Below are 17,435 nucleotides of genomic sequence, written 5' to 3' on the forward strand. Positions count from 1 at the left end.
AGAGGAAAGCAGTCCAGCTAAAGCGAGGCTAGTTCTGGCTCACTACGTCGCTCCACAGCCAACGCATCGTATCGGGGAAGATTGCTCCTCCGTGGCGTCCGCTATGCTTTCCTTCGCCGTAAACGAACTTGTAATCATAGTCCGAGAATTTAAGCGCGGCGGCCATCTGCTGATTGGCCAGGGGCCAGTTGCCGTGCAGATTGTCGAGGTCGTTCTTGCCGTCTTGCAAAAACACTTTGATCGGCTTGCGTTCGGTTTTGCGAATCAACGCCGGGTAGACATTCCCGCCGCGAATGTTCGTAAAGCTGCCGATGTGGCTCACCACTTTGCCAAAAGAATCGGGACGTTCCCAAGCTGCCGTGAAAGCACAGATGCCGCCTGAGCTATTACCGCAAATGGCACGATGCTGCGGATCGCTGCTGATATCGTACTGCTTGCCGACGTCAGCCAAGATTTCATCCAGCAGAAAACGAACGTACTGATCACTCAGGGTATCGTATTCGTAGCTGCGATTCTTGCGCGGGTTTTGTCCTGGTTTCGTTGCGGGAACTTCGCCTGGCTGAATGAACACCCCAATGGTCACGGGCATTTCGCCGGCGTGAATCAAGTTGTCGAAGACGATCGGAACACGGGTGTGCCCCTTTTCGTTCACAAACCCGGCACCATCTTGAAACACCATCAAGCAAGCAGGCTCACCTTTCTTGTACTGCTGCGGTACGTAAACCCAATAATCTCGCACCGTGCCAGGGTAGATTTCGCTTTGATCCCACACATGCTTGGTAACGGTACCTTGCGGAACGCCATCTTTCCGTGCCGCATCCGGGCCAGGCGCGTATTGCTCGTCTTGGGCCACGGCAACAGAAGAAAGCAGACAACAGCAGAGCGTCAGGGCAGCAAAAACTCGGAGCATAAAATGGCTCACTTTCGCAGGCTGGGGGGAAGGCTATTGGCAGAAAAGCAAAAGTAGGTGTGATTCGCTCAGCCTAATCGGTTCCGGGGTCTCGCTCAAGCATGGAATTATTGGGCGAACTCGACATCCAATTCCAGTTCTTTCTCGTCTCGCAAGATCCGCACCGGGATTTTCTCGCCAGGCTGGGCAGCGTCGACCGCTTGACGGAGATCTTGCAGCGATTGAATCGGCTTTCCTTTCCAACTCAGCAAGAGATCGCCTGGCTGCAGGCCCGCTTTCTGGGCGACGGTTTCCTGGCCAACCGCTTGAATGGGGATGCCGCTCTCGTTGAAATCCCCCAGAGCAACGCCCAACAGACGCCGCTTCGGTAAATCTTCTTCATCCGCCGAGCCATCGCCAAAATAAAGATCGAGCAGCGACCCTCCCGCTTCCGGCACCGGGGTTATCTTTTCGGTCGCCAAGTGCTTGAGGATGGCCATATTCATATCCACGACTTTACGAATTCCAGGCACATTGATGTACTCGATATCATCACTCGGACGATGATACTGCGAATGGAACCCAGTGAAGTCATGCATCACCGGAACACCGCGACCATAGAACGAAGCGTGGTCGCTTGGTCCGTAGCCCCCGCTGATTTTATTAAGCTCTAGTCCTTGCTCCTTGGCAGCTTCGTCCAACCAAGCCTCGAACTCCTTCGCGGTGTTGTACCCGTACACCGTCAGGCGTTCTTTTCGTAGGCGGCCGACCATGTCGTAATTGAGCATGGCCACGGTCTTCTCCATATCGTACAGCGGATGTCGAACGTAGTACTCGCTGCCGATAAGCCCCTGCTCTTCCCCGCCGAACGCAATAAACAGGAAGGTACGGCGATTGGCGATATTCCAAGCAGCACAGCGTCGGGCCGTTTCTAACAAGGCAACCGTTCCCGAAGCGTTATCGTCCGCGCCGTTATGAATATCTCGCGTCCATGGCGCCAGCGAACCCGAACCACCACGTCCGATATGATCGTAGTGAGCCCCAACGACGACGACTTCTGAGGCGAGTTCTCCCTTACCTGGCAGCAGGCCCAACACGTTCTTTTGGACGCGTTCCGAAGCCACGATCTCGACTTCCCCTTGTGCGCGAACCCCTTCCAGGTCAAACGAGTTCGGTTTCCAAGTTTCATCGACGTTCGCCTCCCATTCCGCCAGCGAGCTTTGGCCGGCTTGTTTCAGCAACGCGTCGATCACGGCACGTTTAACGTGAATGACCGGGACCTTCGGCTTGAAATTCTTCGGCATGCGAATTTGAAAATCAAACAATTCATCTCGGCCACGCTCTTTGCTCAACGTCACGTCATCGGTCACGATAAAAACGGCCGCGGCACCATGCTGAACAGCGTTTTCGATTTTGGTGGCCAGGGCGGCGTGGTTAGAGTTCTTATCGCCGGCAAACTTCCCCGTCTTACCAGACTGATCAGGCTCGTGCCTTAAAACAATGACAGCCTTGCCGGTAGCATCGAAGTTGGCGTAGTCGTCGTAGTCGTCCCGCGAGGAAGTGATTCCGTAGCCAGCCATCGCCAGCGGCAAATCGAACTTGCCCCCAGTGCTAGGCGAAAGCGGCTGATAGTCGCTGGCCGGAACTTCGTTGACATTGTTATCTGTCTCAGCGAAGGTAAGCTGATTTTGCTCTCCTAGTTCTAAGAACTCGCGTTTGGCGAACACCTGAAAAGGGCCTCTCTCGATCAGCTTCGTCTTGAGTCCTGCCTCAGCAAATTGTTGCGCAATGAAATCGGCCGCTTCCTTCTGCCCTTGCGTGTAAGGGCCACGTCCTTCCCGTTCATCTGCGGCTAAATAATTGAGATCCTCTGCCAGGCGAGATTCGATTTGCGTGTTACTCGCGGCATCTTCTTCCTCTTGGGCGGCGTCCATTGGCTCGTCAGCCAGTAGCGGAAGAGGCCAAGTTGCATGGCTGGACAAAAAGAGAAAGACGAAGAACGACAGAAACGAGGAGAACGACTTCAAGGATTCTCTCCTTTAAGAAAGAGGCCGCAACAAGACGGCAGCGAGGCACAGAGGATAAGATCAATCGCCGTTCTTCCATAATACGCGGTTGATCCCCCCCAGACACCCAGGGCCTGCGTGGAATTCCATAAATGGCCTGAATCAGCCCTGCTCAACCAGAGAAAGCTCGATCGCGCGACTGGAATCGGTTAGAATCGTGGTACCCCTTTTCTGTCTCACGATATTTTCCCACCGTCAAAGATAGCCCTCATGCAACGCTCTTTCCTTGTGATCTTCGGATTGCTCCTAGGTTTGCCAACTTGGATCCAAGCCGAAGAAGCTCAAAAACCGAACATCTTGTTCATATCCATCGACGATCAAAACGATTGGATCGGCTGCCTGGGGGGGCATCCTCAGGCCATCACCCCCAATATCGATCAGATTGCGGCCCGCGGCACGGTCTTCTTGAATGCCCACTGCCAATCGCCGCTGTGCAATCCTTCCCGCACGAGCTTGATGACCGGACGACGACCTTCCTCGACCGGCATTTACGGCCTGTCTCCGTGGTTTCGCGATGTGCCGGAACTGTCCGATATCGTTACCTTGCCGCAACATTTGCATGCGCACGGCTACACGAACTATTCGACCGGCAAGATTTATCATGGCCCTTACGGCCGCAAAAAGACCGATCAGGAATTCCAAGTCCTGGGGCCACCTGCCGGGGTTGGCGTGCGTCCTAAACAGAAGCTAGTCAACACGCCTTCTGCCCATCCGCTGGTCGACTGGGGAACCTTTCCGCATAAAGATGAAGACAAAGGAGACTACCAAGTTGCCTCTTGGGCAGTGAATACGTTGAACAACAAACCGCAGGAACCCTTCTGCTTGTCGGTCGGTTTCTTCCTGCCCCATGTACCTTGCTACGCCACGCAAAAATGGTTTGATCTTTACCCGGAAGATGAACTCCAAGTCCCAGAGATCATCCCCAACGATCGCGCCGATACACCTCGCTTTAGTTGGTATCTGCACTGGAAACTGCCCGAACCTCGCTTGAAGTTTCTGCAAGATGCCAAGCAATGGAAGAACCTAACACGTAGTTATTTGGCATGTACCAGCTTTGTCGATGCCCAGATCGGGCGCATTATGGCCGCCCTGAAAGAGAACGGCTATGCCGACAACACGGTGATCGTCATTTGGTCGGATCACGGCTGGCATATTGGCGAAAAGGAAATCACCGGCAAGAACACTCTATGGGACGACGGGACACGTGTGCCACTAATCTTCGCTGGACCTGGGATCACGGCCGGTCAGCGTTGTACCCAGCCGGCAGAACTGCTTGACATTTACCCAACTCTCAGCGAGTTGGCCGGTATTACTCCTCCGCAAGACCTGGAAGGGCACTCGCTAGTGCCGCAACTTATCGATGCCCAAACCGAGCGCAAGTGGCCCGCGATTACCACCCACAATCATGACAACCACGGCATCCGCACCGAGCGTTGGCGATTCATTCAATACGCCGACGGATCGCAAGAGTTGTACGATATGCAAGCTGATCCTCACGAATGGAAAAACCTGGCAGGAGATCCCAACTACGCCGAAACGATCCAAGAGCTCGCACAATTCCTTCCCCCAAAAAGCAAGATGCCAGCCCCGAACAGCCAACATCGGATTCTAACCTACACCGATGGAATCGCGATTTGGGAAGGAGAGGAAATCAAAGAAGGGGATCCAATCCCCGAAATCGACTAGCCATTTGTTGCCTTAAATCATCCAACGAACGGTTATTCCCACTCTTTCTTCCACTCTGGTTCTTCGTAAATCTCCGGGGCTGAGCCAAAATCGGGCCAGCCTTGGGTGGAAGACCAAATGATCCAGCGTCCCTCAAATTGGCGAAGACCATACGTGATGACCGTCTCACGATTCTCAGGCGGCTCATCTTCGTCAGGCATGGAGTGTTCCATCCCCCGAACCACCACGCAGGCCCGGCGTCCTTCCTGCCACCAAGAGTCGACCCGGCGAATGTAGCTCCAACTGCCTCGCCCATCATCAAGATAGCTTTCCGCAAGTTCTTCCTCGGAAAGCTCATCTTCGTCATCGAGCCGCGGGCAAGCATCGCGAACTAGCCGCCAATCGCGCACGACCATGCCGGTATGGTAGTCTTCAATCGGCTTGAGCAGTTCCGCCGGAGCATCCGTCTCAGCTAACTGAAACGCCGGCTTATCAGGCGGAACGTAGTCGAGCGGATCCAAAACACTCGGTTCCTCTTCGCTGGAATCTTCGTAGCTGAACTGGTTGTCATCTTCGTCCTCGTCGTCTTCGCTTTCGTCATCAAAGTCACCTTCCGACTTTTCTTCCCAATGCTCAGACCAACCTTCCCACCAAGCCTCGAACTGGGCGTTCCACTTTTCCAAAGAAAGAGGTTTCCCGCCAGATAACGGCTCGATGGCATCGCACGTGACAAAGATGCTCTCTTTGATCGCATCGTCGCCGTAGTTCACCGGAGCCAAAGAAATGGCCACTTGCAGCAGCGACGAGGCTTCTTCCTCCGCTCGATAAATCCACAAACGATGTGCGGCCGTTTCCCACTCGATTTCTGCGAACTGCGAATTCAGAGACAAGTAAGCTTCGGACGAACGGCCATCCCAGGGAGCCAAATCAGGACTCGCAAAACGTGCCTCAAAATCAATCTCCGAAGGACGTACGGAATCGCTAGCTGGCGAATAATAAAACGCGAACTGGGTAACGTTGACCAGCCTAAGTTCAACCGGAGTATCAGCGGCATCCGAATCATCTACCGCACTGCGCATGCAATCAAAAAAGACGCGCAGCGTACGATCTTGCGATTGCCATTGCAGGCCTTGCAAGGAAGCGTCATGCAGGAGATCGGGAATACTTTGGAGTTCGTCCACAAAGACTTTCTTTTTTCGACTAATCAGAACCGTGCGTGAATTACGGTAGCTATAGTCTACTTTTATCGCAAAAGCAGGGAGGAGCCTAGCAGCCTGAGGAATTTCTCCGCTCGGCTACACGCTCGATTCCTTCGTGCCCAGCGAAAAATTGAAGCGACATTTCACCTACGAATCCCCAGGGCATTCCCTGCCGTAGATTCGCTTCGCTGCATAGAGGGCAAGAAGAAAGACAGAGGAGATGACCGCGTTGCCCCCTCCTCTATCTCGACTACGTCGCTTTTTGATCAGAAAAATTGGTAGCCTGCTAGTCCTCTGCTCGGCTTCCGTCTCCACACATTTTGACGATCTTTGGGTCGAACTGTCCGATAATTTCCACCAAATCGCTTTGCGCACGCATCACCTGGTGGATGTCCTTATATACGCCTGGCACTTCATCCGAACCGGCCGACAAGATATGGACTCCTTTTTCCTTCAACTCTTGGCGGGTGTTTTGGATGCGGAATGTATCGTTCGCCTTTTTCCGCGACATACAACGGCCAGCACCGTGGGAAGCGGAATCGAAGCTGGCCGCTTCTCCCTTGCCCCGCACCACGAAACCAGGCGTCCCCATCGAGCCAGGAATCACTCCCAACACCCCCTTCCCAGCGGGCGTTGCTCCCTTGCGATGTACGATCATCTCGCGTCCACCATGCGTCTCTTTCCAGGCAAAGTTATGGTGGTTTTCAACCCCAGCCACAATCTCGGCTCCCATCAGTTCGCTCACCAGGCGATGGATGACCTCGTGGTTGGCTGCGGCAAAACGCCCCATCAAGTTCATTGCTTCCCAATACTCTTGCCCTTCTTCGCTATCGAGCGTTAACCAAGCCAAGTTTTTGAGGGCTTCGTACTTCTTGGGCAGTTTGGTCCGCGCGATGTTGCTGTACATATTGCACACCGCCGCCCCTGGTCCACGGCTTCCGCTATGGCTTAAAAGGGCCACGTACTCGCCGGGGGCCAGGTCGAAATCTTCAGCGGCTGCTTGCTCGGCGGATATGGTCAGCACACCGAATTCCACAAAGTGATTTCCTGAACCGGAAGTTCCCAACTGCCGCCAAGCCTTGTCCTTCGACTGCCGGGTAACTTTGGTGACGTTCCAATTCTCGTCCATCACCTCGTGTGCTTGCGGCTTCTGATGCTCGGAACCAACACCGAAACGGGTTCCTTTTTCCAATGCGCGGCAGTAATCGTCGAAGCGTGACACGAACGAATCGAGTTTCAAATCCAACACGCTCAACTTCATCCGACAAGCAATGTCCACACCCACCGCGTACGGTACAACAGCACCTTCCAAGCCCAGCACTCCGCCAATCGGCAGCCCATATCCGACGTGTGCGTCCGGCATCATTGCTGCGCCGGCAGCGTGCGGCAACTTACAAGCTTCGCGCATCTGCGCATGGGCCATCGCGTCGATATCCTCGCCCCAAGTACGATACTCGACGTTCTCGTGCAGCGGTTCGACCGTGGGATCTTCCACTAATAAAGTCGCGAATTCGCCGTAGCACGAATCCTTTACATACTGTTCTGGAGCCGCCAGGACCTGCTTGACTTGTCGCTTCAAGTCGGCACCGCGCAGCTTATTCGTAGTGGCCGAAGTCGATACGGCCTTAACCGCTTCGTTCAAAGCGTATGCGGGAACACCCAACTGCGTTAACTGACGACGATTCATTCTTTCTTCCTACCACTTACGTTCATTCATTCTATGAACGACATAGTCCCGGCAGCGGGTGCAAAGGTTCGCGTCAACTTCCCAAAACATCGTTAAGCTGATTCGCGATTGTGCCTCCGATATTCAGCGATGACGTCGCTGCAGGACTAGGAGCATTCAGGACATGAATGAACCGCCCTTCGCGTTGAATCACAAAATCATCAGCTAAAGTACCATCAGGCCGCAATGCTTGGGCACGAACTCCAGCCGGTGCCGGAACGAGATCTTGAGAACGCACTGCGGGCACCAGCTGTTGCAGCGATTTGAGAAATACAGACTGAAAAAACGATCGTCGCACTTCCTCTAGTCCTGCACTCCAGTGCTTGGCAAGCAAACGATGGACGCCCCGATAACGTAGCGTTTCCCACACGTCGGACCAATTGATCTGCCACTTGTCATAACCTTCGCGAGCCAACGCCAAGACCGCATTGGGGCCACATTCAACGGTGCCATGGATCGTCCGCGTGATGTGTACGCCGAGAAAAGGGAAGCCAGGATCAGGCACCGGGTAAATCAAATTGCGGCACAAATGCTGGGCATCTTCCCCAAGCTCGAAATATTCTCCGCGAAACGGGACGATCTTCACCTCGGGTTGCTGACCACACAGCCGTGCCACACGATCGCTTTGCAAGCCGGCGCAGTTGATCAACAACTGCGTCCGCCAAGAACCGGTAGTCGCCTCGACCACAATTTCGGCTTCCCTGGCGACAACCTGGATGACCTGCGAAGCAGTTTGCACAACCCCGCCCCGTTCTTGCAGCAATTCGCAGAGGCGAAAGCACACGCGTCGATAGTCAACGATTCCGGCGTCTTGCACATGCAAAGCGGCGAGACCGTGGCAGTTTGGCTCGAAGTCGCGGAGCCGATCAGCGTCCAGTTTCTCGCATGCAACGCCGTTGCGAACTCCTCGCTCGAACAATTCGTTCAAGCGAGATAACTCTTTTTCTTCCGTAGCGACGATCACTTTGCCACAGACTTCGTGGGGGATGTCATGCGTTCGACAGAAGTCGAGCATCTCTTGGCGCCCCTCGCGGCAATTGATTGACTTAAGGGAGCCAGGCCGATAGTAAATTCCAGAGTGCAAAACGCCAGAGTTACGTCCCGATTGATGCTGAGCGAGCACTTTTTCTTTTTCGAGAACGACAATATCTCGCTCTGGGTATCGGCGAGAAATCTGATAAGCAGTCGCCAAGCCGACGATTCCACCTCCTACAACGACCACGTCGCACTCCGGCGAATCCATATAAGGTCTGCCTTCCTATTGATCTTCGCTGGAAGTGGGGCCACCTTCGACGAGCGTTTTCAAAGGTATATCTACCTTCTCAAGCACGCTCTTCACTTTGGAATCGAGACGCCCTTGGTAACCCTTGCGGTAGTCCAGCTTGGCCGTACAGGTGATGCGGTCGCAATCCGCAGCCATCGCTTCCAGGCATTTCTGTAGCACGGCTAGCACTTCACTGATTTCACCTTCGACAATCGTGCCCATAGCGTGCAAGCGATAATCGAGTCCGCTAGCGGCAATGATTTTCAAACTGCGAGCAACGTACTGACTGACGGAATCTCCTTTGTTTAAAGGAGATATGCTGAATTCTAACAGAACCATGAAGACCTCTGCCCAGCGCTGAAAGGGCGTTCGAGGAGAACTTACTTTACTAATACACTATTTCGATGGAAACTGACCTTGGGTGCAGAGTACCACATCGCTACACTTCGCCATCATCATCAGTGATGAAATTGCCGATAACCAAAAGCATCGCGATTACAACACGTGTAGCGACTATGCGAAAGACAACAAATTTTGCGATGAAACATACTCTCCGGAATATTCTGAACGCCCTTTTACTGTCTCTGGCATTGCCCATGATGGCACAAGCGCAGGTACAGACGGGCTGGCCCGATCCGGAGAACATGTTTCCAACCCATCGCTCGCAACAATTACAACCGATTCTTGATTTTCCCACGGAGGGGCAAGCACCACAACTCGCCACCGTCGCCTATCAAAGTCCTTTAGAGCGACCAATGGCAATGAGTGACGAGCTTTCGTTGATCGATGCCAACGGTGATGCCGCTTGGATTGAACCGCAATACTCGCATCGAGTCTTCCCCGGTCGTGCGAATGATCTTCCCATCGCAGATCCTCTTGATACAACGCCTTACGAATGGACGCTCTTGCCAGCCGGGCCTGTTTACAAATCATATATGGCCGGCGTAAAAGAGTCGCGACTTTCAGCTCACCTTATGAAGATCACCGACGACAACTGGATGCTTGACGGAACGTTAGGCGGTCGCTTTGGGGTGATGCGTTGGGGACGTGAGTCAGCAACCGGCTTTCTCGCAGAAGGTGTGCAGTGGGATATCGAAGGTTCTGCCCAAGTGCGACTCGATATTCCTGAAGAAGTCGACGTCCGCTGTGTCGATTTCCGCGCTGGTACGCAGCTTACATGGAGCTATGCCGACAACCCAGCCCACCGTTCACGTTTTGGGTATTACCATTTAAGTTCGCATTTAGGGGACGAGTTCCTCCTGAAGAACCCGACCTATCCTCGTTTGAACTATGCACACGACTTGTTGATCTTCGGTCACTCGTACTATTTCACACCGAAGCTGCGTGTTTATGGCGAAGTTGGCTGGGCGTTCTATCACTTGGAGTCAGATCCCTGGGAATTTCAATTCGGCGTTGAGTGGTCACCGACGCGGAAAACTAGCTTCTGGGGCGAACCCTTCCTGGCCGTTGGCTGCCACTTGCGAGAAGAAGTCAACTTTGGAGGCAGCTTCGTCGTTCAAACCGGCTGGGCCTGGGTGGGTGAAATCCCGGGACGTACTTTCCGCATGGGCATGCACTACCATAACGGCGACAGCACGCAAAACTCCTTCTTCGACAACTTCGAACAACAAATCGGTTTTGGTATTTGGTACGATTTCTAAGCTTTGGTAGGAAACGCCAGATCCAGGCGGGAATCAAAAACCTTTTAATTGCCGCACCTTCTGGGGAAATCTATAATTTCCTCATTCCTTCTTCTCTCGCTATCAATTTTTTAGCGCGAGCTTCGTAGACCCGCATTGGTGAGGATCGATCTCCATGCTGTGGAAACTCTCTGGCCTGATCGCTCTGTCCCTGCTCTTGATCACCCCTCCTCTTACCGCTGCCGAGGTCGCCAAAAGCGAAGACCCCACCGATCCAGATAACGTTTACGCCAATGTCGACGAAGAGTATGTCGAACTGATCCAACTCTTTGCCGATACGCTCGATCAGGTCGATCGGAATTATGTGAAAGATGTCGACCGTCGCGAACTAATGGAGGCGGCCATTCGCGGTGTAATCTCGAAGCTCGACCCATACTCTAACTACATTGCGCCAAAAGACTTAGAAGGCTTCCGCACCGGTGTTGAAAATGAATTTGGCGGAATCGGCATTCAAGTCTCTACCCGCGACGGGCACTTGGTCGTGACGAGTCCGCTGATCGGCACACCAGCCTACGAGGCAGGAATCATCGCTGGCGACCGGATTACCCATATCGAGGGGGAAAAGACAGCCGGTATTTCGATAGACGATGCCGTCAAAAAGCTAAAAGGCCCGGTGGGATCGAGTGTCACGATGACGATTTACCACCCAAGTACCTTCGAAAGCAACGACGTCACAGTCCGTCGCGAAATGGTTCAAATCGAAACCGTCTTGGGAGATCAGCGGAACGAGAACGGCGACTGGGATTTCATGCTCGATCACGAAAACAAGATCGGCTACATCCGTATTTCCTCTTTCAGCCGCCACACGGCGGAAGATCTTCGACGAGCCGTTGCCCACTTGCTGGATGAGGGCATGAAGGGACTGATCCTTGATTTACGCTCGAATCCTGGCGGTATGCTGACTTCAGCCGTTGAGATTTGCGATATGTTTGTCGAAGAAGGGAAGATTGTCAGCACCGAGGGGCGTAATTCTCCGAAAAGGGTTTGGACAGCGGAAGAAGAAGGAACGCTGCCGGACTTTCCGCTAATCGTTCTGATTGACCACTATAGCGCCAGTGCCAGCGAGATTGTTTCCGCCTGTTTGCAAGATCACAAACGAGCCACCATCATGGGCGAACGCAGCTGGGGCAAAGGCAGCGTCCAAAACATCATTGAACTGGAAGAAGGCAAAAGTGCCTTGAAACTGACCACGGCAGGCTATCAGCGTCCTAGCGGCGAAAAAATCCATCGCTTCGAGGGGGACACCGAAGATGACAAGTGGGGCGTCTCGCCAGACGAAGGTTATGCCTTGAAAATGGATCGAGACCAAAAGGCAACCTACCATACCTACCGTCGTTTGCGAGATATGGATACGATCATTCCACACCCCCCTGCTCCAGAACCAGAACTGCCCGAAATCGATCCGGTTCTCAGCAAGGCTCTGGAAACCCTGAAGTCTGAGACTTCATCGTCCTAAACTCGCTTTCTGGCCATTCATGAAAATCCTGACGCTCGAAACCACGTGCGACGAAACCGCCGCAGCCGTGATTACGGACGAACTCAACGTTCTCTCGTCGGTGGTTGCATCGCAAGATGAACTTCATCAGAAGTTTGCCGGGGTGGTTCCAGAGATTGCTGCCCGGGCTCATCTCGAACGCTGTCTGCCGGTCATTCACGAAGCTGTCCACAAAGCCAATCTTGAATTATCGGATATCGATGCCGTAGCCGTCGCTCACATGCCTGGCCTGGCGGGCTCGCTTCTGGTTGGCGTGACAGCAGCAAAGACTTTGGCTTGGCTGTTGGATCGTCCCTTGATTGGCATTAACCACTTACAAGGGCACATCTATGCCTGCCAAGTAGCGTTCAAAAAGCCAATCTTTCCCTGCATTGGGTTGATCATAAGTGGTGGCCATTCAACGATTTACCATTGCCGTAGCCCGTTCGACTTTGAGCCCCTCGGCGGAACCATCGACGACGCCGCCGGTGAGTCCTTCGACAAAGTGGCCTCGATGCTAGGCTTGCCCTATCCTGGCGGGCCTTCGTTGTCGAAGTGCGCCCTCAACGGCGATCCGAAGGCATACGCTTTCCCGCGTCCGTTTCTGAACGACTCGTCGCGGCTCGACTTTAGTTTCAGTGGTCTAAAAACAGCCGTTCGATACGAAATCGCCGGCCCTGGCGCGGTTGATTTTAAGTCGCTCGTGATTGACGACCAACGCAAGGCGGATATCGCCGCCAGTTTTGAACAGGCGGTTGTTGACTGCTTGGTTGGTAAAACCATGCTGGCGATGCAGAAGACGGGCATTTCCCGTGTTTGTGTGGGTGGGGGTGTGGCTGCGAATCGACGCTTCCGAGAAGCCCTGGAGCAACGCGTTGCGGCAGAAGGGGGAGAACTGATGATTGCTCCCATGCACCTATGCACCGACAATGCCGTGCTAGGCGCGATCGCCATAGAAAAAATAAAAGCCGGGCAGGTCGACGATCTTTCGCTCGACGCCGTGCCCGGCTTGATTCGCTCTTAATTTTCTCACTTTGCCAGGCAGCCGCTGAAATACAACAACGCTGCCTTTCTTTTGCTGAGTTCGTAATAGTCGAACTCAGCAAACAGTCGCAGAGCAGTTTCTAAAATAAACCGCCGGTGTTGCCACCACCGCCCAAACCACCGAGCCCGCCGGTGTTATTATTGGTGGTACCGTTGTTTCCGGTGTTGGCCCCGCTAAAGGTATACGAAGTCACATCACCAATCCCAGAGAACAAGGGCGTACCATTGAAGCGAACGTATCGTCGATCGGCGGAAACAACCGCAAATGCCGAGAAGTTCGCACCTTCAGGTAACGATGTAATCTGCGGACGATACCCCACCGCACTACGCATACGACGCACAAAATCATTCGTGTTGTTGTTGACGGCGGTAATATACTCTTCAGCAGCGTAGGAATTCTGAGCCGCATCGGCCAGTTTCCGAGCAACGATCTGCCGGGTTACAGCCACTTGAGTTTCAACGGCAACTTTAACTTGCTGTTCAGATAGGCTTTCGGTCCGACGTCCTTCAGGCACATTAAACGTGATGAAGGCGCCATCTTTGCCCAAATCAAGTTGTTGACGCTCGTGATGCTGGTTCGACGTACCGTAGTTTGTGAAAACGTCTACTGTGATCTTTCCAGCGGTAACGTCGCCCCAAACTTTCCGGACGAGCATCTTGTAGTCACCCTTGAATCCCTTAGGCACGACATAAAGCTCGTAAGCGCCCTCGGTACCAGCATCTCCTAAAGTGGAAGCCGCATCCCCCAGGAATACGCCCCCAGAAATCGTACGAGGATTATGCTGCGAACAAACACTGCCACTTGGTTCTTCAACAATCAAATCGAGATCCGATTCCCCAGACCAAGTCACCTTGACGATAGCATCACGGACCATGGCTTCACGAATCTTCGCATCGAAAGCCTTGGCTTCGTTGACCTTCTTTTCATCTGCCATTTTCCGCAACTGAGCAACCGCTGTACGATAAGCCTCGTCACGGATGCCTGAGCTATCTTTCGGCCATTCCTGCGAGAGAATACCAACACAAGCCCAACGGATCGCGTCTTCATCGTCCAATCGCTGAGCAACCTTCAAGCCCATCGCATAAGGCTCCGGTCGCAGTGGTTCCATCTGAGCAACGTCCTGATAAATTTTCAGGGCCCGAGCATCAAGGCTCATGCGCGACATCAACTCAGCGATCATCAACATGTGATTCGGGCCGCTGGTAAAGTCGATCGCGCTCATTAAAGCTCGCTCAATCTCTGGTTTCGGAGCATGTTGCAACTCCAAAGCCAAACCCATCGCTTCGTACATCCAAGGCTGAATCTGGCCATGGCGAAGCGCGACCTGAATTAGGTTCACTGCATCGCTGTAGCGTTTGGTTGCCATGCAACGTCGCACTTCTGAACGGACAGCTGCGGGAGGAATCATTTCTTCGGTTTCGAAGGCTCGCTCCCAAGCTTCAGGGCGAGTTTCCCCCTCTTTGACCTTCAGAACAAACGACGACTTCTTCTCTGCTTCATCAGCAGCAGAGGCTTCCTCTGCGGCCGGTTGCTGGGCAGCTTCGACTTCGTCGATCTTGGCGACAGACTTTTCGTCGGCCACGGCGAACATACCGCCGCCCATACCGCCGCCGCCCATGCCGCCGCCCATACCACCCATGCCGCCGCCCATGCCGCCGCCACCCATGCCGCCCATGCCGCCACCCATACCGCCACCACCCATGGTGCCGACGCGAGCGGAAACAGGAAGCACAAGGTCAGCCACTGGGTACACCTTGGTGATCAATTCAGAGTCAGCTTCTTCTTGCGTGGTAATCATCAGCACTTCGTTAGCAACGATGTACGTCAGATCTAATTCTTTGAGCATCAGACGCAACGCCGAGCGAAGCGAAATACCTTCGATGTTACGGGTCACCGGCATATCAGAGGTTAGCGACAGATCTTCCAAGGCACGATTGTCGATCTGAATTTCAATGCCATGCAAAGTCTTCAGATAATTAACCACGTCTTCCAGTGGAGTATCGATGAACTGAATCTTGGTTTCCGCATCCAACTGCTGGAAGATCTTCTGTTCGGCCGTTCCGGTTGAAGCCAAGTCCACCGAACCGTACTTCTCTTTTCGATAGTAAATTTCTTCCCAGAAATCGGCATCCGGATAAACGATTGGGGGTTCATCTGGGAATGGAACGCTGGAGATTTCGGCTTGCATCATGGTCGCGATATAGCGGTTATAACGCTGTTCGCGAAGGGCCATCGTTTCGCGATACGTCCCCACGATTTCCGAGTTGTCATATCCAGCCACGGCGGCCTGATTCGTAGGATCCATCGAGCGAACGTCAAGCGCCGCTTCGCGAGCTTCGACGTACTTTCCTTCGTCCATCAACGCGTCGAACATCTCCATGATCACACGGGCACGGTCTTCGTCGCGAACCAGCTTCTCGGTAAGTGCCTGGCGTTCGCGGGCGATTGCTTCGCGTTCGGCGGCCTCGTTTCGACGGCTTTCCACAAAGCGGGTCAAACCTTGCGATTCACGCAAAGCAGCCACGATTTGGTTTCGTAAACGTCCACGGACGTCGCCACTCATATCCGGAACACGTTCCAGTTGCTTTAAAAGCAACTTCAAGGCGTTACTGACCCCTGCCGGATCGGTCGCCATATCGTCGCGAGCTTGTCGCAGACGATCCGTGATTTCGGCCACGATCACCTGTTCGTTACGCACTTTGTTGATGTCGGTTTCTCGGAGAAAAGCACCGTCATCGCTACCCAGATTCAACGGGGCACTAGCGTCGTCCGAATTCTCTTCCGCCTGATAAGCAACAAAGTGGACAGGAATCTGACGAACTGCCGCTCCGCGTCTAACCGGTGGCTTCTCTTCTTTCTTGGGTTCCTCGGCTTCTGGCTTCTTCGATGCTTCCAAGATAGCTTGAGCACGAGGATGGTTCGGATCGAACTCTAAAGCAGCTTTGGCCAAACGAGCAGCTCCTTCCTTGTCACCAATCGCTAACGCCTGAGCCCCAAGACGGGTGTACTCTTCGGCGGAAGCCATCAAAACGCTGGCCGTTTCACGCAATCCAGCCGAGCCAACGGTCGGCAAATTCAAGCCGTCGTTCTTCCGGGCAATTTCTAATAGCTGCGGCAGATAGGCGTGGTCGTCCGAAGTTTCATCTGGTTTAGCAACCCAGCTCTTAGCGAAGTCTCCACTTCCCTTAACTTCGACGCTAACGGGAGTTCCGGTTGGGGCATTTGCTTCTAGCACACCAATCACAATCGAATCGCGATCGGCACGAAGTGGCGGGAAATGCTTCGGGTATGCTTCGACGACGTTAGCCGAATACTTGGCCGAAACGGGCCAAACAACCGGCGTGGTCGCTAAGGCAGCCAAGCGAACGCCAGCTTCTTCCGGTGTTACTTCGTTGTTGTCGATCTGAACCATGCCGCCGGTGTGGTTGGCAAGCGTGGCCAGGACTTCAATATCGCGATCTGGCCCAATCGCCAGCGAATTGAAGACGACTTTATCTTGGCAAAGTTCGTCGACCAACGCCGAGAATTCCTCGGTCGATAGATAGTTAGCTCGGCTGCAACCGTCGCCAATGTAAATGATTGAACGATTCAGCTTGCTGTTCTTCGAGAACGTGCCAACCGTTTCGTCAACCAAAGCGATCAAGTCCGTCGCTCCTAGCGGTGTTCGCTTGGCCAATTCGGTAATCGCAGCTTCCGCTTCTTCACTTTGCGGAGCAACAAACGATTTGGTCAGGTGAACAGCATAAAGGTCGCCAGCAAGAACCTGAACACGGCTATCGCTGGGCAAGGCCTTTAAGATTGCTTTCGCCGTGGCGATCGAATCTTGACGGTACGCAGCTGCTTGGCTCGCGGAGGTATCAATCAACACCACGACTTCCGAAGGCGTTGGTACTGGCTTTTCATCCAGTGATACGCTCATCGCGAAGTAACGGGGACCTGCTGCTTGTTGATAGGTGGCAACTTTAGTGGCATCCGCCGCCATTGCCGGTGCCATCAACGCAAAGGTCAGCCCGATTGCCAAGAATGCCGAGAGACACTGCTCGAAGTGCTCACGCTTAGGCATAGTCGAAACTCCAAAATTAGAAATCGTGAGAAGTGTTGTTTGTTGCGACTCTGTTCCAAAACGGCCGCAAAAGACTGATTCTGTCTGCCTGGATCGCTTTAAAAAACGATCCCATAGCCAAAATACTCGCAACCGCGCAGGGATTGCGGCCCAGTCTGAACCCTAATTCTATTTCCCGGCTGCAAATGCTGCCACCAAAAAACCATGAATCCCGCTAAGTTTAGCTGGATTAACATTTTGTGAAAATAGATGAAACAGGTGCTTCCTGCGGATACACCCACTTTAGGGTAGACGCTACAGGCCATAAACAGGTCGAGGGAGCTAGTTGCTCCCTCGAATACAGA

Annotated in this window: 11 protein-coding genes; 4 read left to right on the top strand and 7 right to left on the bottom strand. The window is 53.5% G+C overall.

The annotated features are described in order from the left end of the window. Window positions 1-28: 28 nt before the first annotated feature. Both DTL42_RS05945 and DTL42_RS05950 read right to left on the bottom strand, forming a co-directional pair. Window positions 29-910: an alpha/beta hydrolase gene (locus DTL42_RS05945; protein ID WP_114367732.1), complete on the bottom strand. Its 882-nt coding sequence runs from the start codon at window positions 908-910 to the stop codon at window positions 29-31. Between the two features lie 107 nt (window positions 911-1,017). Next, window positions 1,018-2,916, bottom strand: coding sequence for a M20/M25/M40 family metallo-hydrolase (locus tag DTL42_RS05950; protein WP_114367733.1), 1,899 nt, complete (start codon window positions 2,914-2,916; stop codon window positions 1,018-1,020). Between the two features lie 249 nt (window positions 2,917-3,165). On the opposite strand from DTL42_RS05950, the gene DTL42_RS05955 reads away from it, so the two are divergent. Continuing rightward, on the top strand, window positions 3,166-4,641 hold the full coding sequence (locus tag DTL42_RS05955; RefSeq protein ID WP_114367734.1) for a sulfatase: 1,476 nt from the start codon (window positions 3,166-3,168) through the stop codon (window positions 4,639-4,641). 32 nt (window positions 4,642-4,673) lie between these two features. Here DTL42_RS05955 and DTL42_RS05960 read toward each other — a convergent pair whose 3' ends face one another. The 4 genes from DTL42_RS05960 to DTL42_RS05975 form a co-directional block, all read right to left on the bottom strand. Beyond that, complete coding sequence (locus tag DTL42_RS05960) at window positions 4,674-5,801, bottom strand: hypothetical protein (RefSeq protein WP_114367735.1); 1,128 nt, start codon at window positions 5,799-5,801, stop codon at window positions 4,674-4,676. Window positions 5,802-6,105: 304 nt separating this feature from the next. Beyond that, on the bottom strand, window positions 6,106-7,506 hold the full coding sequence (locus tag DTL42_RS05965) for an RtcB family protein (RefSeq protein ID WP_114367736.1): 1,401 nt from the start codon (window positions 7,504-7,506) through the stop codon (window positions 6,106-6,108). 73 nt (window positions 7,507-7,579) lie between these two features. Further along, complete coding sequence (lhgO, locus tag DTL42_RS05970) at window positions 7,580-8,788, bottom strand: L-2-hydroxyglutarate oxidase (RefSeq protein WP_114367737.1); 1,209 nt, start codon at window positions 8,786-8,788, stop codon at window positions 7,580-7,582. A 15-nt stretch (window positions 8,789-8,803) separates the two neighbouring features. Beyond that, window positions 8,804-9,148 carry an MTH1187 family thiamine-binding protein gene (locus DTL42_RS05975; RefSeq protein ID WP_114367738.1) on the bottom strand — a complete coding sequence of 115 codons (345 nt, stop codon included), beginning with the start codon at window positions 9,146-9,148 and terminating at the stop codon, window positions 8,804-8,806. Between the two features lie 200 nt (window positions 9,149-9,348). On the opposite strand from DTL42_RS05975, the gene DTL42_RS05980 reads away from it, so the two are divergent. The 3 genes from DTL42_RS05980 to tsaD all read left to right on the top strand — a co-directional run bounded on the left by DTL42_RS05980 (window position 9,349) and on the right by tsaD (window position 13,007). Further along, window positions 9,349-10,470, top strand: coding sequence for a DUF1207 domain-containing protein (locus DTL42_RS05980; RefSeq protein WP_234824085.1), 1,122 nt, complete (start codon window positions 9,349-9,351; stop codon window positions 10,468-10,470). A 154-nt stretch (window positions 10,471-10,624) separates the two neighbouring features. Next, on the top strand, window positions 10,625-11,965 hold the full coding sequence (locus tag DTL42_RS05985) for a S41 family peptidase (protein WP_114367739.1): 1,341 nt from the start codon (window positions 10,625-10,627) through the stop codon (window positions 11,963-11,965). A 19-nt stretch (window positions 11,966-11,984) separates the two neighbouring features. Next, window positions 11,985-13,007 (top strand): tRNA (adenosine(37)-N6)-threonylcarbamoyltransferase complex transferase subunit TsaD, encoded by a 1,023-nt coding sequence (gene tsaD, locus DTL42_RS05990; RefSeq protein WP_114367740.1) that lies wholly within the window; start codon window positions 11,985-11,987, stop codon window positions 13,005-13,007. A 100-nt stretch (window positions 13,008-13,107) separates the two neighbouring features. On the opposite strand, the gene DTL42_RS26520 is transcribed toward tsaD, so the two are convergent. Further along, on the bottom strand, window positions 13,108-17,091 hold the full coding sequence (locus DTL42_RS26520; protein ID WP_114367741.1) for a hypothetical protein: 3,984 nt from the start codon (window positions 17,089-17,091) through the stop codon (window positions 13,108-13,110). Between the last annotated feature and the right edge of the window lie 344 nt (window positions 17,092-17,435).

It is taken from the genome of Bremerella cremea, from assembly GCF_003335505.1.
GTDB lineage: Bacteria > Planctomycetota > Planctomycetia > Pirellulales > Pirellulaceae > Bremerella > Bremerella cremea_A.